Origin of the sequence: Acidovorax sp. FJL06 (assembly GCF_003852545.1) — a bacterium.
Lineage (GTDB): Bacteria > Pseudomonadota > Gammaproteobacteria > Burkholderiales > Burkholderiaceae_C > Acidovorax.
On the sequence record NZ_QAJR01000003.1, the window covers coordinates 232,602 to 254,217 of the forward strand.

Consider the following 21,616-nt stretch of genomic DNA (forward strand, 5'->3'; position numbering starts at 1 on the left):
TCCTGGCCGCACAGTGAAGGCATGAACTCGCTGCACACCCCCACCCCACCGTCGCCCGCGCTGCTCAGCCAGCCTGCGGTTCCCCTTACGCTGCAATGGAAGCGCCAGCCGCTGCCGCCGCTGCAAGCCGTCCAGGTGCTGGACTTCCGCGCGGGCGACATCGCCCTGCTCGAAGTCGAACAAGGCCGGGTCTGGGTGACCTGCGATGGTCTGCTGGAAGACTATTTTCTGGAGGCCGGGCAGCGCCTGTCGTTCACCGGGCCCGTGCGGCTGCGGGTGAGCGCCGAAGGCCACCGGCCCGCGCGGCTGAACTGGGCACAACACAGGGCTGTGACAGGCGCCGCTTATCCGACGCCCCCCGCTGCAGCCTCTCAGCCCAAGGCAACGGCACCCACACAAGGTGCCTTGCCCCGGGGCGCGATCAGCGCGGCTTGAGCGGGGTCTTCAGGCGCATTTCGGCCGCCTGCGCATGGGCCTGCAGGCCTTCGCCGTAGGCCAGCTCGGCAGCGATGGTGCCCAGCACCTGGGCACCGGCCTCGCTCACCTCGATGAGGCTGCTGCGCTTTTGGAAGTCGTACACGCCCAGCGGGGACGAGAAGCGGGCCGTGCCGCTGGTGGGCAGCACGTGGTTGGGGCCTGCGCAGTAGTCGCCCAGGCTTTCAGAGGTGTAGGCCCCCAGGAAGATCGCGCCCGCGTGGCGCAGCAGCGGCTCCCAGCGGTGCGGGTCGGTGCTGCTCACTTCCAAATGTTCGGGCGCGATGCGGTTGCTGATCGCGCAGGCTTCTTCCATGTCCTTGGTGAGGATCAGCGCGCCCCGGCCCGTAAGGCTCTTGGCGATGATCTCGGCGCGCGGCATGGTGGGCAGCAGGCGGTCGATCTCGCGCTGCACGGCGGCGATGTAGGCGGCGTCGGGGCACAGCAGGATGCTCTGGGCCAGCTCGTCGTGTTCGGCCTGGCTGAACAGGTCCATCGCCACCCAGTCGGGCGGCGTGCTGCCGTCGGCCAGCACCAGGATTTCGCTCGGGCCCGCGATCATGTCGATGCCCACGGTGCCGAACACGCGCTTCTTGGCGCTGGCCACATAGGCGTTGCCGGGGCCAGTGATCTTGTCCACCTTGGGCACGGTGGCCGTGCCGTAGGCCAGCGCGGCCACGGCCTGGGCGCCGCCGATGGTGAAAGCGCGGGTGACGCCCGCCACGTAGGCGGCGGCCAGCACCAGCTCGTTGCGCTCGCCCTGGGTAGAGGCCGCCTGGTCGCCCGATCCACCCGTCGCCACGCTGCCGCGCACGGGCGTGGGCACAACCATGATGATTTCCTGCACGCCCGCCACATGGGCCGGGATGGCGTTCATCAGCAGGCTGGACGGGTAGGCGGCCTTGCCGCCGGGCACGTAGATGCCCACGCGGTCCAGCGGCGTGACCTTCTGGCCCAGCAGGGTGCCATCCTCGTCGCGGTAGCTCCAGCTCTCGCCCGAGGCCTTCTTCTGCGCCTCATGGTAGCTGCGCACGCGCTTCGCGGCGGCCTGCAGCGCGTCGCGCTGGGCCTGCGGGATGGCGTCGAACGCGGCCTTGAAGTCGGCCTGCGTCAGCTCCAGCGCCGCCATGTCGGGGGCCGAGAGGCCGTCGAAGCGGGCGGTGTATTCCAGCACCGCCGCATCGCCGCGCTTTTGCACGTCGGCCAGGATGTCGGCCACGCGCTGCTCGATGGCCGCGTCGGTGTCGGCAGACCAGTGCAGGCGCTGCTGAAATTTTTGCTCAAAATCGGCATCAGCCGTTGACAGATAAGCGGGAGCAGCTATTGATTTCATAGTCATTCTTCAGTCGGTGGCGTCGTCCGGCTGCGTGTTCTGCAGGTAGAACTCATGCAGCTTGGCCCGCAGCAGGGCTTTGTCGGGCAGTTGCGTCTGGTATTCGGCGATCAGCGCAGGCGATGTGCTGCGGCTCAGGGCGTATTCGACCACTTCGTCGTCTTTGCTCGCGCACAGCAGCACGCCGATGGCGGGGCGCTCGTGGGGCTTCTTGACGTCGCGGTCGAGTGCTTCGAGGTAGAAGTTGAGCTTGCCCAGGTATTCGGGCTCGAAGCGGCCGACCTTCAGTTCGATGGCGACCAGGCTGTTGAGGCTGCGGTGGAAGAACAGCAGGTCGAGCGCAAAGTCGCGTCCGCCGACTTGCAGCGGATATTCGCTGCCGACAAAGCAGAAGTCGCGGCCCAGCTCGATCAGGAAGTCCTTGAGCCTTGCGAGCAGGCTTTGGTGCAGGTCTGCTTCGGCGTGGCCCGAAGGCAAGCCCAGGAATTCGACGACGTAGCTGTCTTTGAAGATGCCAGCCACATCGGGGTGAATTTGTCTCGCCAGTGCTGACACTTTTGTGGGGTGCAGCACCGTGCGCTCGAACAGTGCGGTTTTGAACTGCCGCTCCAGCTCTCGGCTGCTCCACTTCTCCTGCGCCGCCAGACGCAGGTAGAACTCACGTTCTTCGGGGCGCTTGCTCTGGCCCAGGATGATCAGGTGATGCGTCCAGGGCAATTGTGTCAGCAGCGCTGACACAATTTCGCGGGCAGGATAGGCCTCGTAGAAATGACGCATTCTGAACAGGTTGCGGCGGGTGAACCCACGCAGCCCCGGCTGCGTCTGCGCCAGATACCCCGCCAGCTGCGCCACCACCCCGTCCCCCCACTCCGCCGCCGCGATCTTGCGGCTGATGCGCTCGCCGATCTGCCAGTACAGCTCGACCAGCAGGGTGTTGACGGCCTGCACGGCCTGCTGCCGGCTGGCGGCGATCAGGCGCGCGATGTCGGCGAAATCGGGGGGCTGCGGGACGCTCGTCACGGCGCTGGGCGGGGCAACAAGATTCAGTCTTTGGGAATGGCGCCCGCAAACGCATCAATGATGCGGCGCAGCGGCGCCTGCTTGAGCTTGAGCGCAGCCTGGTTCACAACCAGGTAAGAGCTGATGTCCATGATGCGCTCGACCTCGACCAGGTGGTTGGCCTTGAGCGTGTTGCCAGTGGAGACCAGGTCCACGATGGCATCGGCCAGGCCCGTCAGCGGCGCCAGTTCCATGCTGCCGTAGAGCTTGACCATGTCCACGTGCACGCCCTTGCTCGCGAAGAAGTCGCGCGCGATGCCGGTGTATTTGGTGGCCACCTTCAGGCGTGCGCCCTGCTTGACGGCGCGCTCGTAATCGAAGTCATTGCGCACGGCCACGCTCACGCGGCACTTGGCGATCTGCAGGTCCAGCGGCTGGTACAGGCCCTGGCCGCCATGCTCAATGAGGGTGTCCTTGCCGGTCACGCCGATGTCGGCACCGCCGTATTGCACATAGGTGGGCACGTCGGTGGCGCGCACCAGCACCACGCGCACATTGGGCTGGTTGGTGGGCAGGATGAGCTTGCGCGACTTTTCAGGGTCTTCCAGCACCTCGATGCCAGCGGCGGCCAGCAGGGGCAGGGTTTCGTCAAAGATGCGGCCCTTGGAGAGGGCCAGGGTGATCATGTTGCTGCTCATGCTGTTACTCGCTCGATGTCGGCACCAATGCCGCGCAGTTTGGCTTCCATGCAGTCGTAGCCGCGGTCCAGGTGGTAGATGCGGTCCACCACGGTCTCGCCGTCGGCCACCAGGCCGGCGATGACCAGGCTGGCGGAGGCGCGCAGGTCGGTGGCCATCACGGTGGCGCCCGACAGGCGGCCGGATGTGGTGGCGAGGCCTTCGATCACGGCCACCTTGCCATCGACCTGGATCTTGGCGCCCAGGCGCACCAGCTCGTTGACGTGCATGAAGCGGTTTTCAAAAATCGTCTCGGTCACCGTGGCCGTGCCCTGGGCGATGCAGTTGAGCGCCATGAACTGGGCCTGCATGTCGGTGGGGAAGCCGGGGTATTCGGTGGTGCGAAAGCCCTGGGCCTTGAGCGTGGCGCCGCCCGGGCTCTTCACGCGGATGCCACCTTCCACCGCCTGCACATCGGCACCGGCTTCGCGCAGCTTCTCGATCACGGCGTCGAGGTGGTCGGCGCGGCCATGGCGCAGCAGCACATCGCCGCCCGTGGCAGCCACGGCGCACAAAAAGGTGCCCGCCTCGATGCGGTCGGCCACCACGCGGTGGGTGCAGCCGTGCAGCTTGTCCACACCCTGGATGCGGATGCGGCTGGTGCCATGGCCTTCGATCTTCGCGCCCATGGCGATCAGCATCTCGGCCAGGTCCGAGATCTCGGGCTCTTGCGCGGCGTTTTCGAGCACCGTCTCGCCCTCGGCCAGTGCAGCGGCCATGAGGAAGTTCTCGGTGCCCGTCACGGTGACCATGTCGGTGGTGATGCGGGCGCCCTTCAGGCGCGTGGCGCCGGCGGGCAGCTTGGCGATCATGTAGCCGTGTTCGACCACGATCTCGGCGCCCATGGCGGCCAGGCCCTTGATGTGCTGGTCCACCGGGCGCGAGCCGATGGCACAGCCACCGGGCAGCGACACCGTGGCCTCGCCAAAGCGCGCCAGCAGCGGGCCCAGGGCCAGCACCGAGGCGCGCATGGTCTTGACCAGTTCGTAGGGGGCTTCGGGCGTGTTGAGCGCACCGGCGTCGATGCGCACAGTGCCATCGTCGGCGCGCTCTGCGGTCACACCCATGTTGCGGATGAGCTTGAGCATGGTGCTCACATCCTGCAGCTGGGGCACGTTGAGCAGGGTCACGGGCTCGGCCGTGAGCAGCGCCGCGCACAACTCCGGCAAGGCGGCGTTCTTGGCGCCGGACACCAGCACCTCGCCTTGCAAGCTGCGTCCGCCGCGAATCAGGAGTTTGTCCATGTCAGGTAACCAGAATATGAATAAAACAAGCCCTAGCGCCCGTCCATCAAGCGCAAGAAGCTATCAATAAGTGAGTATCAGGCCCACGCCTCAGGGCGCCTGCGCCGCCCACTCGGCGGGGGTGAAGGTCTTCATCGACAGCGCATGCACTTCGTCGGTGTGCATTTTCGCGCCCAGCGTGGCGTACACGCGCTGGTGGCGCTGGATGGCGCGCTTGCCCTCGAACTCGGCCGAAACGATGGTGGCGTACCAGTGGCGGCCATCGCCTTCGAGCGTGATGTGTTCGCAGGCCAGGCCGGCGGCGATGAGGTCTTTGAGTTGGTCAGCGGTCATGTCAATTTCTAATCTTGTAGCCGGTACGCAAGAGGTGCACGGCCAGTGCACTGACGGCCAGCCAGGCGATGCCCACGATGCCCAGGCTGAGCCAGGGCGAGGTGTCGCTCTGGCCAAAGAAGCCGTAGCGGAAGCCGTCGATCATGTAGAAGAACGGGTTGAGGTGGCTCACGGCCTGCCAGAACGGCGGCAGCGACTGGATCGAATAGAACACGCCCGACAGGAAGGTCATGGGCACGATGATGAAGTTCTGGAACGCGGCCATCTGGTCGAACTTGTCGGCCCACAGGCCTGCAATCAGCCCCAGCGTGGCCAGCAGCGCCGCGCCCAGCAAGGCAAACGCCACAATCCACAGCGGCGCCGCAAACTCCGGCCGCGCAAACGCCAGGGTGACGATGAACACCCCCAGGCCCACCACCAGCCCGCGCACCACGGACGAGCCCACGTAGGCCACAAACCAGGCCCAGTGCGACAGCGGCGTGAGCAGCACAAACACCAGGCTGCCCATGATCTTGCTCTGGATCAGGCTCGATGAGCTGTTGGCGAAGGCGTTCTGCAGCACGCTCATCATCACCAGGCCGGGCACCAGGAACGCGGTGTAGCTGATGCGGTCGTAGACCTTGACGTGGTCTTCGAGCACATGGCCGAAGATCAGCAGGTACAGCACAGCGGTGAGCACCGGGGCGGCGACGGTCTGGAAGCTGACCTTCCAGAACCGCAAAACTTCTTTATAAAAAAGCGTCTGCCAGCCCGTCATAGCGCGACCTCGGACAAGGGGATATTAGAAGCCGAGGTACCCGACATCACCTGCAGGAACACGTCTTCCAGGTCGGGCCGCCGAATTTCCATGTCCTGCACATCGACGCCCGCAACGCGCAACGCGGCCAGGTGGTTCTCGATCTCAGCGGCGTCGTGCGCAGGCAATTGCACGATGCGGCCCGTGACCCGCGCCGCAGCGGCCAGCGCGGGCGGCAGCGCCGCATCGGTCTTGAACTGCAGCACGCTGCCCGAGGCGGCCTGCAGCAATTCGCTGGTGCGGTTCAGCGCCACGATCTGGCCGGACTTGAGCATGGCGATGCGGCCGCACAGCGCTTCGGCCTCTTCGAGGTAGTGCGTGGTGAGCAGCACCGTGTGCCCTTCCTTGTTCAGGCGGGCGACGAAGTGCCAGAGGGTCTGGCGCAGCTCCACGTCCACACCGGCCGTGGGTTCGTCGAGCACGATGATGGGCGGCTTGTGCACCAGCGCCTGCGCCACCAGAACGCGGCGCTTCATGCCGCCCGAGAGCTGGCGCATGTTGGCGGTGGCCTTGTCGGCCAGGCCCAGGTTTTCGAGCAGCTCGTCGATCCAGGCCTCGTTGTTCTTCACGCCGAAATAGCCGGACTGGATGCGCAAGGCTTCGCGCACATTGAAGAACGGGTCGAACACCAGCTCCTGCGGCACGATGCCCAGCTTGCGGCGGGCATCGGCGTAGTGGGCCTGCACATCGCTGCCTTGCACCAGCACGCGCCCGCTGGTGGCGCGCGCCAGCCCGGCGAGGATGCTGATGAGGGTGGTTTTGCCGGCGCCATTGGGGCCGAGGAGTCCGAAGAACTCGCCCTCCTCAATATCCAGGTTGACCTGGTTCAGCGCCTGAAAAGGGCCTTTGGGCGTGGCAAAGGTCTTGGAGATGGCTTGGAATGAGACTGCGGGCATGAACCCTTGATTTTACGGCCTCGGCCTGAACCACGTCGCCGTGGGGCCGTGGGGCCGGCTGCTGCACCATGGCCCCCATCGGCGGAGCGCCTGGTCAGGACACGGGCGTGAGCAAGGTGCCCACACCATACAAGCCTGCCATGCCACGCAGCGCCGCAGGCAGGCCCTGCACGGCGAAGGTCTTGCCCACCGACAGCGCCTCGCGCCGGCACTCCAGCAGCACCGCCAGCGCGGAGCTGTCAAACACCGCCATGGCGCTCGCATCCACCACCACACCGCTTTCGCGGTGCACCCGCATCCCCTGGAGCAGCATCTGCAGGCAGGCCGTGGCCTGGCGGTGGGTAAGTTCGGAGGGCAGTACCAGCATGGTGGGTTCGTTCACACCGTCTCAGCCCTTGGCGGTGGCGTTCGCCTTATTGCGCGCGACCAGGGTTTCGATCAGGCCGTCGATGCCCTTGGCGTTGATCTCTTGCGCAAACTGGCCCCGGTAGGTTTCCACCAGCCACACGCCCAGCACGTTCAGGTTGTAGATCTTCCAGCCAGCGCCCTCGCCGGGCGTCTTTTCCAGCCGGTAGTCGAGCTGGATGGGGTCACCCCGGCCCACGATCTCGGTGCGCACCAGCACGTCCTTGTCCTCGGCCGCCGCGCGCAGCGGTTTGACCTGGATGGTCTGCTCGTTGACCTGCGCCAGGGCGCCGGCATAGGTGCGCACCAGCAGGACCTTGAACTCGTCCTGCAGGCGCTTTTGCTGCTCGGGCGTGGCCTGGCGCCAGCCGGGGCCCACGGCCGCAGCCGTCATGCGGCGGAAGTTGACGTTGGGCATGACGGTCTTGTCCACCAGCGCAACGACCTTGGTGAGATCGCCACCCTGGATGGCCTTGTCGGCCTTCACCGTGGTGAGCACGTCGGCAGACAGGCGCTTGATCAGCGCATCGGGCGCCTCGTCGGCCGCCAGGGCCGGCACGGACAGGCCCAGCAACAGCGCCACGCCAGCAGCCAGGCTCAGGGCGCTGCGTCCCAGGGTACGTCGGTTCATCATGTTCTTGACTTTCATCGGTGCGGGCTGGTGCCCGTCAAATCATTGTGGTGGCCCCGGCTGCGCGCCATGCGTCGCAGCCGTTGCGGGTTGCAAGCAAGTGCAACAGGCCGCACGGGCCGGTGGGCAATCAACCGCCCGGCACCACCACGAACTCAGCGAGGTGGCTCTTCCGGCAGCACGCCGTCATTGGAGTTGCCGTCATCCTTGCCGTCCGCGTTGTGCATTTCGCCCGCCTGGCTGCGCACCTGCAGGAACACGTCCCGCGTGAAGCTGTACTTGTCCAACGCCGCACTGTCGAGCACCGAGCCCGCCCGCAGCAGGTTGGAACGCACCTCCACCGCACGCAGCACATACAGCGAGTTGCGGGCCGACACCGGGTCCACGTAGCTCACGGCATTGCCTTTCATGTCCACCGGCAGCGCCACCGTGTCGCGCACGGTGGACGGCCCCAGAATGGGCAGCACCAGGTACGGGCCCGTGCCCACCCCCCAGCGCCCCAGGGTCAGGCCAAAGTCCTGCTTGTAGCGGTCAATGCCCAGCTCGCTCGCGATGTCCAGCACCCCCCCCAGGCCCATGAAGGTGTTCACGTTCACCCGCATGAAGCTGGATGCGGCCGCCTCGCCCCGCAGTTGCAGCACGTTGTTCACAAACGACCAGACATCGCCAATGTTGGCAAAGAAGTTGCTGACCCCGGTGCGCACCGGCGCCGGCGTGACCTCCTTGTAGGCCGTGGCCACCGGCTTGAGCACCATGGAATCCACATGCTCATTGAAGTTGGTCATGCTGCGGTTGTAGGACTCCAAAGGGTCCCGAGGGTCGGGGTTGGCCACCGTGGCACAGCCCGTCAGCAGCGCTGCGCCCAGCAAAAGCCCCGGGCCCAGGCGCCCAGCCAAAGCCCCGCGTGCTGCGTGGGGGGGCGGGGTTGTATCGTGAGAGTTCGTCATTTTTTGCCACCTGTCCCAGCAGGTTTGCCGCCGTCTTCGGCCTTGCTGTAAAGAAATTGTCCGATGAGGTTTTCGAGCACCACGGCCGACTGGGTTGCCGTGACCATGTCGCCCGCTGCCAGGTTCTTTTCGTCCGCTCCCGCCTCGATGCCGATGTACTGCTCACCCAGCAGGCCGCTGGTGAGGATCTTGAGCGAGCTGTCCTTGGGGAAGGCATAGCGGTCTTCCATCGCCAGGGTGACCCGCGCCTGGAAGGTCTTGTCGTCGAAGGTGATGGCCTCCACACGCCCCACCACCACGCCGGCGCTGCGCACCGCCGCCTGGGGCTTGAGGCCGCCGATGTTGTCAAAACGGGCCGTGATGCGGTAGCCCGACTGGAACTTGAGGCTCAACAGGTTGGCCGACTGCAGTGCCAGAAACACCAGCGCCACCGTACCGAGCATCACGAAGAGCCCCACCCAGAGATCGTTTTTGGATCGTTGCATTGTCTTGGATTCCTTCCTGCGCCGGCTTTGCCCGCGTCAGATACTGAACATCAGGGCCGTGAGCACGAAGTCCAGCGCCAACACCGCCAGGGACGCCATGACCACCGTGCGCGTGGTGGCACGCGACACGCCCTCGGGCGTGGGCTTGGCCACATAGCCTTGCAACAGTGCCACAAAGGTCACGGTAAAGCCGAAGACCACGCTTTTGAGCACGCCGTTGCCCAGGTCTTTCCAGACATCGACCCCGCCCTGCATCTGGCTCCAGAAGGCCCCGGGGTCGATGCCGATCATGAGCACGCCCACCACCCAGCCACCGATGACCCCCACCGCGCTGAACACGGCCGCCAGCAGGGGCATGGTGATCACCCCAGCCCAGAAGCGCGGCGCCAGGATGCGCTGCACCGGGTCCACGGCCATCATTTCCATCGCGCTGAGCTGCTCGCCCGCGCGCATCAACCCAATTTCAGCCGTGAGCGAGGTGCCCGCGCGGCCCGCAAACAGCAGCGCCGTGACCACCGGCCCCAGCTCGCGCACCAGGCTCAACGCCACCAGCAGGCCCAACGCCTCCGACGAGCCATAGCGTTGCAGCGTGTAGTAGCCCTGCAGCCCCAGCACAAAGCCCACGAACAGGCCCGACACTGCAATGATGGCCAGCGAGTAGTTGCCCAGAAAATGGATCTGGTCGCGCACCAGCCCGGGCCGCAGAAAGGTCGCCCCGGCCAGCCGCAGCAACCGCACGAACAAGCGCGCGCCCAGTCCGATGTCCGCCAGTTGCTGGCGCACCGCAAAGCCGACATCCGAAGGCCTGTACCAGCTCACGATGTGCGCCCCCCTGCCGGCCCGAAGTCCTCCGCCGGCTCCGGGGAGGGGTAATGGAACGGCACCGGCCCCGCAGGCAAGGCATTCACGAACTGGTGCACCAGCGGATCGCGGCTGGCGCGCACCTCCTCAGGGGTGCCCTGGGCGGCAACCACGCCCTCGCCCAGAATGATCACGTGGTCCGCGAGCCGGAAGGTTTCTTCCAGATCGTGCGAGACGATGATGCTGGTCAGGCCCATGGCGTCGTTGAGCTGGCGGATCAATTGGGCCGCCGTGCCGAGCGAAATCGGGTCCAGGCCCGCAAAGGGCTCGTCGTACATGACCAGCTCCGGGTCCAGCACAATCGCGCGGGCCAGCGCCACGCGGCGGGCCATGCCACCGGAAATCTGGCTCGGCATCAGGTCGCGTGCGCCGCGCAGGCCCACCGCATGCAGCTTCATCAGCACCACGTCGCGGACCAGGGCTTCGGACAGGTCGGTGTGCTCGCGCAGCGGAAACGCCACGTTTTCGAACACGCTGAGGTCGGTGAACAGCGCCCCGAACTGGAACAACATGCCCATGCGCCGGCGCGCCGCGTACAGGGCCGCAACATCCATGCGCCCCACATCCTGGCCATCGAACAGCACCTGGCCGCTCTGGGCTTGCTGCTGCCCGCCAATCAGGCGCAGCACCGTGGTCTTGCCGCCGCCCGACGCCCCCATGAGCGCCGTGACCTTGCCGCGCGGCACCGCCAGGCTCACGTCGCGCAGGATGGCACGGTCACCGTACGAGAAGGTGACGCTGCGCAGTTCGGCGAGGAAGGACGGTTCGGGCATGCAAGGACAAGGGTTGTGGAAATCCGGGGCCCACCCACAAGGCACCCAGCGCGCGCCACAGGGAAGCGCGCCGCGATGGTAGCCGAAGACACAAACATACATTCACGCATGTTTGTAAAAAAGGGCACGAAGCGCGGGGCGCGCGGTGCACCAGAAGTCGAGGCAAGCCCGGATTGACAGGACTCCCGATTGTGCCAACAAAGCGCCAGAGCCGCCGGACCCGTGGTTTTGCCTTGCCAGGCCAGCGCAAGCCCCACAGCACACACCCCAAAAAAAGCGGCGCCCGCAGGCGCCGCTTTTGCTCGAACCCAGCCGCTGGTGATCAGCGGGGCAGGTCCGAGTAGCCCATCAGGAACTCGTCCACCGAGCGCGCAGCCTGGCGGCCTTCGCGGATGGCCCAGACCACCAGCGACTGGCCCCGGCGGATGTCGCCAGCCGCAAACACCTTGGGCACGCTGGTGGCATAGCCGCCGTCGAACTCGGTGCTGGCGCGGGCATTGCCACGGGCATCCTTGTCCACGCCAAAGGCGTCGAGCACGGCGGCCACGGGGCTCACAAAGCCCATGGCCAACAACACCAGGTCGGCCTGGTAGTGCTTTTCGGTGCCAGGGATCTCGACCAGCTTGCCGTCCTTGAACTCCACCTGCACGGTGGTCAGGCTCTTGACCTTGCCCTTTTCACCCGTGAACTCCTTGGTGGAGATCGCGAACTCACGCACACAGCCTTCGTCGTGGCTGGAACTGGTGCGCAGCTTGAGCGGCCAGTAAGGCCAGGTCAGGGGGCGGTTTTCCACCTCGGGAGGCTGGGGCATCACCTCGAACTGGGTCACGCTGGCCGCGCCATGGCGGTTGCTGGTGCCCACACAGTCGCTGCCGGTGTCGCCGCCACCGATCACGATGACATGCTTGCCCGTGGCCAGGATCTGGCCCTTGAGCTTATCGCCTGCATTGACCTTGTTCTGCTGGGGCAGGAACTCCATGGCGAAGTGAATGCCGTCGAGGTCGCGGCCGGGCACTGGCAGGTCGCGCGATTGCTCGGCGCCGCCGGTCAGCAGCACGGCGTCGAACTCCTTGTGGAGCTGCTCGGGCGTGATGGTTTCCTTGGCCCAGTTGGTGACCTTGGAGTCCTTGCCCAGGCCGTCCTTGGCTGCGCCCACGAACACGCTGGTGCGGATGACCACGCCTTCGGCTTCGAGCTGCTTGACGCGGCGGTCGATGTGCGACTTCTCCATCTTGAAGTCAGGAATGCCGTAGCGCAGCAGGCCGCCCACGCGGTCGTTCTTCTCGAACAGCGTGACGCTGTGGCCTGCGCGTGCGAGCTGCTGGGCTGCGGCCATGCCGGCGGGGCCCGAGCCCACCACAGCGACCTTCTTGCCCGTCTGGTGCTTGGCAGGGCGGGGCTTGACCCAGCCTTCGTCCCAGGCGCGGTCGATGATGGCGTGCTCGATGGACTTGATGCCCACGGCGTCGTCATTCACGTTGAGCACGCAGGCCGCCTCGCAGGGGGCGGGGCAGATGCGGCCCGTGAACTCGGGGAAGTTGTTGGTGCTGTGCAGCACCTCGATCGCGCTCTTCCAGTCCTGGTGGTACACCAGATCGTTGAAGTCCGGAATGATGTTGTTGACCGGGCAGCCGTTGTTGCAGAACGGCGTGCCGCAGTCCATGCAGCGCGCGCCTTGCACCTTGGCCTGGGCGCTATCGAGCCCGATGACAAATTCCTTGTAGTGCTTCAAGCGCTCGGGCACGGGCTTGTAGCCCTCTTCGATGCGCTCGTATTCCATGAAGCCGGTAGTTTTTCCCATGACGGTGTCCTTGTTTATGAATGCTGTGCGAAGGTGGACGGCACTGCCTTACTTGGCAGGAGCCGCTTCTTTTTTGGTAGCAGCTACCGCTGGTGTAGCGGACTCCTCCAGCACTTTTCTTTCATAAATTTCAGACAACGCACGCTTGTACTCGGTCGGGAAGACCTTGACGAACTTGCTGCGCGATGCCGCCCAGTTGTCCAGCAGTTCGCGCGCGCGCTTGCTGCCCGTCCAGCGGTTGTGGTCTTCCAGCAGCTTCTTGAGCTGGGCTTCGTCCGTCTGGCCGTTGTGCCAAATGGCGTGCGGCACCGTGGCCTCTTGCTCCGAGGCGGGCAGGATGCGCTCCAGCGTGACCATGGACATGTTGCAGCGGGTGTCGAACTGGCCGTCTTCGTCATAGACGTAGGCGACGCCACCGCTCATGCCCGCCGCGAAGTTGCGGCCGGTCTTGCCCAGCACCAGCACCGTGCCGCCGGTCATGTATTCACAGCCGTGGTCACCCGTGCCTTCGACCACCGCCGTGGCACCCGACAGGCGCACCGCAAAGCGTTCGCCGGCCACGCCACTGAAGAAAGCTTCACCCGTGGTGGCTCCGTACATCACCGTGTTGCCCACGATGGTGTTGCGCACGGAGTCGCCACGGAAGTCGATGCTGGGGCGCACGATGACGCGGCCGCCCGACAGGCCCTTGCCCGTGTAGTCGTTGGCATCGCCGATCAGGTACAGCGTGATGCCGCGGGTGAGGAACGCACCGAACGACTGGCCACCCGTGCCTTCCAGCTGAATGCGGATGGTGTCGTCTGGCAGGCCTTCGGGGTGGGCGCGGGTCACCGCCCCCGAGAGCATGGCGCCCACGGAGCGGTTCACATTGCGGGCCACTTCGATGAACTGCACGCGCTCGCCCTTTTCAATGGCGGGCTGGCTGCGCTCGATGAGCTTGCGGTCCAACGTGTGCTCGATGTTGTGGTCTTGCACATCCACGTGGAAGCGCGGCACGTCGGCAGGCACGTTGGGCTGGGCGAACAGGCGGCTGAAGTCCAGGCCGCGCGCCTTCCAGTGCGAGAGGCCAGCGCGCATATCGAGCAGGTCGGTGCGGCCGATCAGGTCGTCGAACTTCTTGATGCCCAGCTGGGCCATGATCTGGCGCACTTCTTCAGCGATGAAGAAGAAGTAGTTCACCACATGCTCAGGCTTGCCCGAGAACTTCTTGCGCAGCTCAGGGTCTTGCGTGGCCACGCCCACGGGGCAGGTGTTCAGGTGGCACTTGCGCATCATGATGCAGCCCTCGACCACCAGCGGTGCGGTGGCGAAGCCGAATTCATCCGCACCCAGCAGCGCACCGATGGCGACATCGCGGCCGGTTTTCATCTGGCCGTCGGCTTGGACGCGGATGCGCGCACGCAGGCGGTTGAGCACCAGCGTCTGCTGGGTTTCGGCCAGGCCGATTTCCCAGGGGCCACCGCAATGCTTGATGGACGACCAGGGCGAAGCGCCCGTGCCGCCGTCGTGCCCGGCGATCACCACGTGGTCGCTCTTGCACTTGGCCACGCCGGCCGCAATGGTGCCCACGCCCACTTCAGACACCAGCTTGACGCTGATGCCTGCGTGCGGCGCCACGTTCTTCAGATCGTGGATCAGCTGGGCCAAGTCCTCGATGGAGTAAATGTCGTGGTGCGGAGGGGGCGAGATCAAACCCACACCCGGCACGCTGTGGCGCAGCTTGCCGATGTAGTTGGAGACCTTGCCACCGGGCAGCTGGCCGCCTTCGCCAGGCTTGGCGCCCTGGGCCATCTTGATCTGGATCTGGTCTGCCGACGACAGGTATTCGGCCGTGACGCCGAAGCGGCCCGACGCCACCTGCTTGATGCGGCTGCGCAGCGAGTCGCCGTCCAGCAAAGGCAAATCGACTTCTACGTTTTCCCCACCGATCACGCTCTTGAGCGTGTCGCCCTTCTTGATCGGGATGCCCTTGAGTTCGTTGCGATAACGCGCTGCGTCTTCGCCGCCCTCGCCGGTGTTGCTCTTGCCGCCGATGCGGTTCATGGCCACGGCCAGCGTGGCATGCGCCTCGGTGGAGATGGAGCCCAGCGACATGGCGCCGGTGGCAAAGCGCTTGACGATCTCCTTGGCGGGCTCGACTTCGTCGATCGAAATGGCCTTGGCAGGGTCGATCTTGAACTCGAACAGGCCGCGCAGCGTCATGTGGCGCTTGCTCTGGTCGTTGATCAGCTGGGCGTATTCCTTGTACGTGTTCCAGTTGTTGGCGCGCGTGCTGTGCTGCAGCTTGGCAATCGCGTCGGGCGTCCACATGTGGTCTTCGCCCCGGGCGCGCCAAGCGTATTCGCCGCCCGCATCCAGCATGGTTTCGAGCACGGGGTCGTCACCAAACGCGGCCTTGTGCATGCGGATGGCTTCTTCGGCGATTTCGAACACGCCGATGCCTTCCACGCGGCTGGCCGTGCCGGTGAAGTACTTGCCCACGGTTTCCGTGTTCAGGCCAATGGCCTCGAACAGCTGGGCGCCGCAGTAGCTCATGTAGGTACTCACGCCCATCTTGGACATGATCTTGGACAGGCCCTTGCCGATGGCCTTGACGTAGTTGTAGATGGCCTTGTCGGCCGACAGGTCGCCGCCCAGGTCCTTGTGCATCTCGGCCAGGGTTTCCATGGCCAGGTAGGGGTGCACGGCTTCGGCGCCGTAACCCGCCAGCACAGCGAAATGGTGTACTTCGCGGGCGGTTCCCGTCTCGACCACCAGGCCTGCTGTAGTGCGCAGGCCGGCACCCACCAGGTGCTGGTGGATGGCCGACAGGGCCAGCAGCGCGGGGATGGCCACTTGCGTGGCACTCACGGCGCGGTCGCTGATGATCAGGATGTTGGCGCCGCCCTTGATGGCGTCCACCGCCTGTGCGCACAGCGAGGCCAGCTTGGCTTCCACGCCCTCACGGCCCCAGTCCAGCGGGTAGGTGATGTCAATGGTGGCGCTCTTGAACTTGCCCTGCGTGTACTTTTCGATATCGCGCAGCTTGGCCATGTCGGCAAAGTCGAGCACAGGCTGGCTCACTTCAAGCCGCATCGGGGGGTTGACCTGGTTGATGTCCAGCAGATTGGGCTTGGGGCCGATGAAGCTGTTGAGCGACATCACGATGGCCTCGCGGATCGGGTCGATCGGCGGGTTCGTCACCTGCGCAAACAACTGCTTGAAGTAGTTGTACAGCGGCTTGTTCTTGCCCGAGAGCACGGCCAGCGGGCTGTCGTTGCCCATGGAGCCGATGCCTTCTTCGCCGTTCTTGGCCATGGGCGCCATCAGGAACTTGATGTCTTCCTGGGTGTACCCAAAGGCCTGCTGGCGGTCCAGCAAGGGCAGATCAGCAGCCTGGGGCGCAGCAGCTTCGGCACCGGCTTCGATGCTGTCGAGCTTGATGCGCAGGTTCTCGATCCACTGCTTGTAGGGCTTGGTGTTGACGACGTTGGCTTTGAGCTCGTCGTCGTCGATCATGCGGCCTTGTTCCAGATCGATCAGGAACATCTTGCCGGGCTGCAGGCGCCACTTGCGCACGATCTTGTTTTCAGGAATGGGCAGCACGCCCGACTCCGAGCCCATGATGACCAGATCGTCATCGGTGATGCAGTAGCGCGAGGGGCGCAGGCCGTTGCGGTCCAGCGTGGCGCCGATCTGGCGGCCATCGGTGAACACGATGGAGGCCGGGCCGTCCCACGGCTCCAGCATGGCGGCGTGGTATTCATAGAAGGCACGGCGGCGCTCGTCCATGGTGGTGTGCTGCTCCCAGGGCTCAGGGATCATCATCATCACGGCCTGGCTGATGGGGTAGCCCGCCATGGTCAGCAGTTCCAGGCAGTTGTCGAACGTGGCAGTGTCGGACTGGTCGGCAAAGCTGATGGGGTAGAGCTTTTGCAGGTCGGCCGCCAGCACGGGCGAAGCCATCACGCCTTCGCGCGCCTTCATCCAGTTGTAGTTGCCCTTGACGGTGTTGATTTCACCGTTGTGCGCCACATAGCGGTACGGGTGGGCCAGAGGCCACTCGGGGAAGGTGTTGGTGGAAAAGCGCTGGTGCACCAGGCCGATGGCCGAGATGCAGCGCTCGTCGGACAGGTCCTTGTAGTACACGCCCACCTGGTCGGCCAGCAGCAGGCCCTTGTAGACCACGGTGCGGCTGGACATGGACGGAACGTAATATTCTTTGCTGTGCTTGAGCTTGAGCGCCTGGATGTTGGCGCTGGCCGTCTTGCGGATCACATAGAGCTTGCGCTCCAGCGCGTCCTGCACGATCACGTCGTTGCCACGGCCGATGAAGACTTGGCGCAGGATGGGCTCCTTCTTGCGCACGGTGGGCGACATGGGCATGTCCACATTGACCGGCACATCGCGCCAGCCCAGCAGCACCTGGCCTTCGGCCTTGATGGCGCGCTCCATCTCCTGCTCGCAGGCCAGGCGGGAGGCATGCTCCTTGGGCAGGAAGATCATGCCCACGCCGTATTCACCGGCGGCGGGCAGCGTGATGCCCTGCTTGGCCATTTCTTCGCGGTACAGCGCGTCGGGGATCTGGATCAGGATGCCGGCACCGTCGCCCATCAGGGGGTCGGCCCCCACGGCACCACGGTGGTCGATGTTTTCCAGGATCTTCAGGGCCTGCGTCACGATGTCGTGGCGCTTTACACCCTTGATGTGGGCCACGAACCCGAGGCCGCAGGCGTCGTGTTCGTTACCCGATGAATACAAACCGTGTTGTTGCAGATGCTGGATCTCGGCAGCCGTGGTCATGGCGCACTCCTCATATTTTTCGCAGGGAGTGGAAGATTAGTGCATTGCAACATGGTTTGGCAAGCAGATTAATTAGGGTCAGATTCTTATTAATAACCAAGCATCTCAGTTTGATACTTTATTGGGGACATATTAAATTTGATAGCAAAACATCAATACGGCTGAGCCCGGTGACTCATTTTTCTTCTGAGATTTTCACGCGCTTGGGTCGCCCTGCCTGCCCCTGCACCACCCGGCGTGGCGTCTGCTTTTGCAAACCTTCGATGAATTCGGCGTCGCCCAGCGCCCATCCACTCAGGGCCGAAGCCGTGAGCGCCGTCTGCTCCAGCGACCCGATTCCGGCCTGCACCAGCGCCGCATAGGCCGCCTCGCGCGCAAAAGGCGTGTTGCCCAGCGCCCAGTACAGGGCATGGGGCGTGAGCAGGCGATCATTGCGCACACCCCTCCAGTGGGCATGGCTGGACCAGGGATAGTCCGCCGCATTCGCCACCAGCCCTGCCCTGACCGGGTTGAGGTCCAGGTACACCATGCAGGGCAGCAGATACCGCTCCGCTTGCAGCACGGTGGACCGGTAGCGCCCCTCCCACAAGGTGCCGGTGCGCACATGGCGGCGGTTGAAATACTGCACATAGCGCCGCCCCACGGCCTGCATCATCTGGGGCAGCGCATCAGCGGACGAGGGGGTGACCAGCAGATGGAAGTGGTTGTCCATGAGCACATAGGCATGGACAGCCACCCCGTGTTGGAGCGCGTTGTCCGCCAGCAGGCCGAGCATGGTGTCGAAGTCCTCGCCATCCTGAAAAATGGGCTGGCGGTTGTTGCCACGCTGGATCACGTGGTGCAGGTGGCCTGACAGGGTCAGGCGCGGAAGGCGGGCCATGGGCGGTGGTCAATGAAGGCGATGCGCACCATCATAGACCCGTCCCCAATTTTAAAAGTCAGCCTGGCAAGTCGCCGCGCTGCGGAAGCACGGACGCCCCCTCAGCCCGCAGCGCCCTCGGCCACATCGGCAGTGGCCAACCCAAAACGGGGCCCCAAGGCGCTCTCCAGCCCGAACTCGACCAGGATGGCGCGCAGGCGCTCGGCCGCACTGCGTTTTTTTTGCCCGGTGTAACGGGCGATGATGAGTTCGTTCTTCATGCTGTGCTCCCACCCGACCAGTTCGGTCACCGTCACCTGGTAGCCGCTGGCCTCCAGGTACAGGCAGCGCAGCACATTGGTCACCTGACTACCCAGCTCCCGGGTGTGCAACGGATGCCGCCACAGCTCTGCCAGCGGTGTGCGGGCCAACTGCAAGGCCTTGCCCTGGCGCAGGCAGGCCGCCATCTCAGCCTGGCAACAAGGCACCAGCACCATGGCGCGGGCCTTCTTTTGCAGGCCAAAGGCGATGGCATCGTCCGTGGCCGTGTCGCAGGCATGCAAGGCCGTGACCACATCGATCTGCGCCGGCAACTCATCGGCTTCTGACGATTCGGCCACCGACAGGTTGAGGAAGGACATGCGGCCAAAACCCAGCCGCTGTGCGAGCAGGCGGGATTTTTCGACCAACTCGGCCCGGGTCTCGACGCCATAGATATGGCCCTGCCCCAGGGCCTTGAAGTAGAGGTCGTACAGGATGAACCCGAGGTAGGACTTGCCTGCACCGTGGTCGGCCAGGGTCGGCCCGCCGTCCGCCGACAGCTCGGCCAGCAGCGGCTCGATGAAATTGAACAGGTGGTACACCTGCTTGAGCTTGCGGCGCGAATCCTGGTTCAGCCGCCCTTCGCGCGTGAGGATGTGCAGCTCCTTGAGCAGCTCAATCGATTGCCCTGGCCGCAGCTCGGACAGCTCTGCAGCCTGGGCATTGGCCTGGGACTCCTTCTTGCGGGCGGCCCCGCCGGGTCCGTGCGGCGCGGGGGATGGTTTCTTCTGCGTCATCGCGCACGCCCTCCATCGGCCGGCGCCGTCCCGGGCCTTGGCGCTTGCGGCCCCACGTCCAGCGCCTGCCAGCCCGCCATCCCCAAGCCCTCCAGCACCTCCATGTTCCGCTCAAAGATGGCCTCCGCCTCAGGGAACACTTCCACGGCCCGGTCGATGCTGTCTTCGCGCAGCAAATGCAGCGTGGGATAGGGAGCGCGGTTGGTGCAATTGGTCACGTCGTCCACCTCGGTGCCAGCAAACTGGAATTGCGGGTGGAAGCTGGCAATTTGCAAGACGCCATCCAGCGCCAGGGTGTCCAGCAAATTCTCGGCTTCGCCCAGAAAATCGTTGAAATCCAGGAAGTCCTGCAAGCAATGGGGCACCACCAACAAAGTAGTGTCCCGCACCTCGGCGGGTGTGCTCTGCAGGGCCAGAAGCTCCTCACGCAACCGTTCCAGCACTGCGGCGGGGTTGTCAGTCAGCGCCACGGCGTAGTGGACCTGCCCTTTCACATGCACGCCCTTGGCGAATGGACACAGATTCAGCCCGATCACGGCCTTTTCCAGCCAGCGCACGGTGTCGTGAATGAACGGGGCTGCGGGATCAAGCGCGCCCATCGGAGTGATGGAAGGATTGGAAGTCATAGGCGCGCTCAGAGGCTGTTTGAAAAGTCGGGACGAGGCGAACCATGGCCGAATGAGCGGAGAGGCAAGGAACAAACCGCAGCCGGGTTAGTGGCCCGGCGAGGATTTGCAACGCCGCAAAGCCGTATACCAGGCGGGACCACGCCCGCCCGGACTTTTCAAACAGCCCCTTACAGACACAGTAAAGGGGGCCCGATTTTACCGGGGGCCTGACCGCAGCCGGTGCAGCATTACGGGCATTCACCCCATGAAGACCGACAGGTGCGCGGCAGGAAACGCGCAGCATGCTGCCGATAGCATCGACTACGCCTATTGCACGAGTCAGTGCGTAATTGGGATGGGACGCCCTCTTTGCCCAGCAGTCCTCACCCACCCAGCAGGCGGCGCCCCGTCAACCGCTCATGCTCGCGCGCGGCAAAGCGGTCCGTCATCCCGGCAATGAAATCGGCCACCGCCCGCGCCCGCACCGAGGCATCCCCTGCCAACGCCTGCTGTGCAAATGCCGCTTTCATCTCTTGCGGCGCGGCCATATAGGCGGCAAACAGGTCCCGCACGATGTGCTGGGCCAGCCCGGTGGTCTCCATCACCTGGGGATGCCGGTACAGGTGCCGGAACAGGAACTGCTTGAGCACTTTGGAGCGCTGGCGCATGCCGTCGCTGAACAGGACCAGCGGAGGGCACTGGCGAACATCGCTGGCGCTGGTTGGCGCATGCTCGCGCAAAGCCAGCCGGGTGGCATCAATCACGTCATACACCTGCGCACTCAGCATGCGCCGGATCGCCTCGAACAACAGGCGCCTTTGTAGGGATGGCTGCGCAAGATCCGGGTGCTCAGCCTGCGCTGCAGCCCGGTACTGGTCGAACAGGGGAACATCGCGCAATTGCGCCAAGGTGATCAAGCCAGACCGCACACCATCGTCAACATCGTGCGCGTTGTAGGCAATCTCGTCGGCCAGGTTGCACAACTGCGCCTCCAGCCCCGGCTGCTCCCGGCGCAAGAATCGCCCACCCACGCCGCCCGGCTCGGCCGCCTCCAGCTGCTCGGCATGCTGGCGCGAACAATGCTTGAGGATGCCCTCCCGCGTCTCAAAAGTGAGGTTGAGGCCGTCGTACTGGGGATACCGCTCTTCCAACTGGTCCACCACTCGCAGGCTTTGCAGGTTGTGCTCAAAGCCTCCAAACCCGGCCATGCAGCCATGCAGTGCGTCCTGCCCCGCGTGCCCGAACGGCGTGTGGCCCAGGTCGTGGGCCAGCGAAATCGCCTCGACCAGATCCTCGTTGATCTGCAAAGACCGCGCGATGGACCGCCCCAACTGTGCCACTTCCAGCGAGTGGGTCAGCCGGGTGCGGAACAAATCCCCCTCGTGGTTGAGGAACACCTGCGTCTTGTAAACCAGGCGGCGAAACGCGGTGGAATGGACAATCCGATCACGGTCCCGCTGGTACTCGGTGCGCGTCGGCGCAGGGGCCTCCGGATAACGCCGCCCTCGCGTGCGGGCCGGATCCGAAGCACAGGGCAGCAAGTCAGCGCTTTGAGTCAAGGCAGCCGTCCGTGCCAGTGCAGTGGACACCACTA

At 64.9% G+C, this 21,616-nt stretch carries 20 protein-coding genes; 1 reads left to right on the forward strand and 19 read right to left on the reverse strand.

The features are described from left to right. The first annotated feature begins 21 nt into the window (after positions 1-21). A complete protein-coding gene (locus DBV10_RS02730; RefSeq protein ID WP_124510377.1) occupies positions 22-435 on the forward strand; it encodes a DUF2917 domain-containing protein in 414 nt (137 codons plus the stop codon). Here the strand turns inward: DBV10_RS02730 and hisD are convergent. From hisD to DBV10_RS02825, 19 genes are all read right to left on the reverse strand, one after another. Further along, positions 422-1,807: a histidinol dehydrogenase gene (hisD, locus tag DBV10_RS02735; RefSeq protein WP_124510379.1), complete on the reverse strand. Its 1,386-nt coding sequence runs from the start codon at positions 1,805-1,807 to the stop codon at positions 422-424. The genes DBV10_RS02730 and hisD overlap by 14 nt on opposite strands. 9 nt (positions 1,808-1,816) lie before the next feature. Beyond that, entirely contained in the window at positions 1,817-2,827 is a 1,011-nt protein-coding gene (locus DBV10_RS02740) for a YhcG family protein (protein WP_124510381.1), read from the reverse strand. A 23-nt stretch (positions 2,828-2,850) separates the two neighbouring features. Continuing rightward, positions 2,851-3,504: an ATP phosphoribosyltransferase gene (gene hisG / locus DBV10_RS02745; protein ID WP_233589780.1), complete on the reverse strand. Its 654-nt coding sequence runs from the start codon at positions 3,502-3,504 to the stop codon at positions 2,851-2,853. Continuing rightward, positions 3,501-4,787, reverse strand: coding sequence for a UDP-N-acetylglucosamine 1-carboxyvinyltransferase (gene murA, locus DBV10_RS02750; protein ID WP_124510383.1), 1,287 nt, complete (start codon positions 4,785-4,787; stop codon positions 3,501-3,503). The genes hisG and murA overlap by 4 nt, the downstream gene beginning before the upstream one ends. A gap of 90 nt (positions 4,788-4,877) precedes the next feature. Next, positions 4,878-5,120 carry a BolA family protein gene (locus DBV10_RS02755; protein ID WP_124510385.1) on the reverse strand — a complete coding sequence of 81 codons (243 nt, stop codon included), beginning with the start codon at positions 5,118-5,120 and terminating at the stop codon, positions 4,878-4,880. Between the two features lies 1 nt (position 5,121). Further along, on the reverse strand, positions 5,122-5,877 hold the full coding sequence (locus tag DBV10_RS02760; protein ID WP_124510387.1) for an ABC transporter permease: 756 nt from the start codon (positions 5,875-5,877) through the stop codon (positions 5,122-5,124). After that, a complete protein-coding gene (locus DBV10_RS02765; protein WP_124510389.1) occupies positions 5,874-6,812 on the reverse strand; it encodes an ABC transporter ATP-binding protein in 939 nt (312 codons plus the stop codon). The genes DBV10_RS02760 and DBV10_RS02765 overlap by 4 nt, the downstream gene beginning before the upstream one ends. Before the next feature lie 94 nt (positions 6,813-6,906). Further along, entirely contained in the window at positions 6,907-7,179 is a 273-nt protein-coding gene (locus DBV10_RS02770) for an STAS domain-containing protein (RefSeq protein WP_124510492.1), read from the reverse strand. A gap of 21 nt (positions 7,180-7,200) precedes the next feature. Then, the gene (locus tag DBV10_RS02775) at positions 7,201-7,851 is read right to left on the reverse strand and encodes a phospholipid-binding protein MlaC (RefSeq protein WP_124510494.1); all 651 of its coding nucleotides are present in this window, start codon (positions 7,849-7,851) and stop codon (positions 7,201-7,203) included. Positions 7,852-8,003: 152 nt separating this feature from the next. Further along, on the reverse strand, positions 8,004-8,795 hold the full coding sequence (locus DBV10_RS02780; protein ID WP_233589781.1) for a VacJ family lipoprotein: 792 nt from the start codon (positions 8,793-8,795) through the stop codon (positions 8,004-8,006). Further along, the gene (mlaD, locus tag DBV10_RS02785) at positions 8,792-9,280 is read right to left on the reverse strand and encodes an outer membrane lipid asymmetry maintenance protein MlaD (protein WP_124510391.1); all 489 of its coding nucleotides are present in this window, start codon (positions 9,278-9,280) and stop codon (positions 8,792-8,794) included. The genes DBV10_RS02780 and mlaD overlap by 4 nt, the downstream gene beginning before the upstream one ends. A gap of 36 nt (positions 9,281-9,316) precedes the next feature. Further along, positions 9,317-10,099, reverse strand: coding sequence for a lipid asymmetry maintenance ABC transporter permease subunit MlaE (gene mlaE, locus DBV10_RS02790; RefSeq protein ID WP_124510393.1), 783 nt, complete (start codon positions 10,097-10,099; stop codon positions 9,317-9,319). Next, entirely contained in the window at positions 10,096-10,914 is an 819-nt protein-coding gene (locus tag DBV10_RS02795) for an ABC transporter ATP-binding protein (protein WP_124510396.1), read from the reverse strand. Before DBV10_RS02795 ends, mlaE begins: the two co-directional genes overlap by 4 nt. 322 nt (positions 10,915-11,236) lie before the next feature. Next, complete coding sequence (locus DBV10_RS02800) at positions 11,237-12,715, reverse strand: glutamate synthase subunit beta (RefSeq protein WP_124510398.1); 1,479 nt, start codon at positions 12,713-12,715, stop codon at positions 11,237-11,239. A 48-nt stretch (positions 12,716-12,763) separates the two neighbouring features. After that, complete coding sequence (locus DBV10_RS02805; RefSeq protein WP_124510400.1) at positions 12,764-17,497, reverse strand: glutamate synthase-related protein; 4,734 nt, start codon at positions 17,495-17,497, stop codon at positions 12,764-12,766. Between the two features lie 175 nt (positions 17,498-17,672). Continuing rightward, positions 17,673-18,377: a transposase gene (locus tag DBV10_RS02810; RefSeq protein WP_124510402.1), complete on the reverse strand. Its 705-nt coding sequence runs from the start codon at positions 18,375-18,377 to the stop codon at positions 17,673-17,675. Between the two features lie 101 nt (positions 18,378-18,478). Continuing rightward, positions 18,479-19,414 carry an SAM-dependent methyltransferase gene (locus DBV10_RS02815; protein WP_124510404.1) on the reverse strand — a complete coding sequence of 312 codons (936 nt, stop codon included), beginning with the start codon at positions 19,412-19,414 and terminating at the stop codon, positions 18,479-18,481. Beyond that, complete coding sequence (locus DBV10_RS02820) at positions 19,411-20,013, reverse strand: DUF1415 domain-containing protein (RefSeq protein WP_124510498.1); 603 nt, start codon at positions 20,011-20,013, stop codon at positions 19,411-19,413. The genes DBV10_RS02815 and DBV10_RS02820 overlap by 4 nt, the downstream gene beginning before the upstream one ends. Positions 20,014-20,405: 392 nt before the next feature. Then, positions 20,406-21,581, reverse strand: a complete 1,176-nt coding sequence (locus DBV10_RS02825; RefSeq protein WP_370451087.1) for a deoxyguanosinetriphosphate triphosphohydrolase — start codon at positions 21,579-21,581, stop codon at positions 20,406-20,408. Positions 21,582-21,616: the final 35 nt, after the last annotated feature.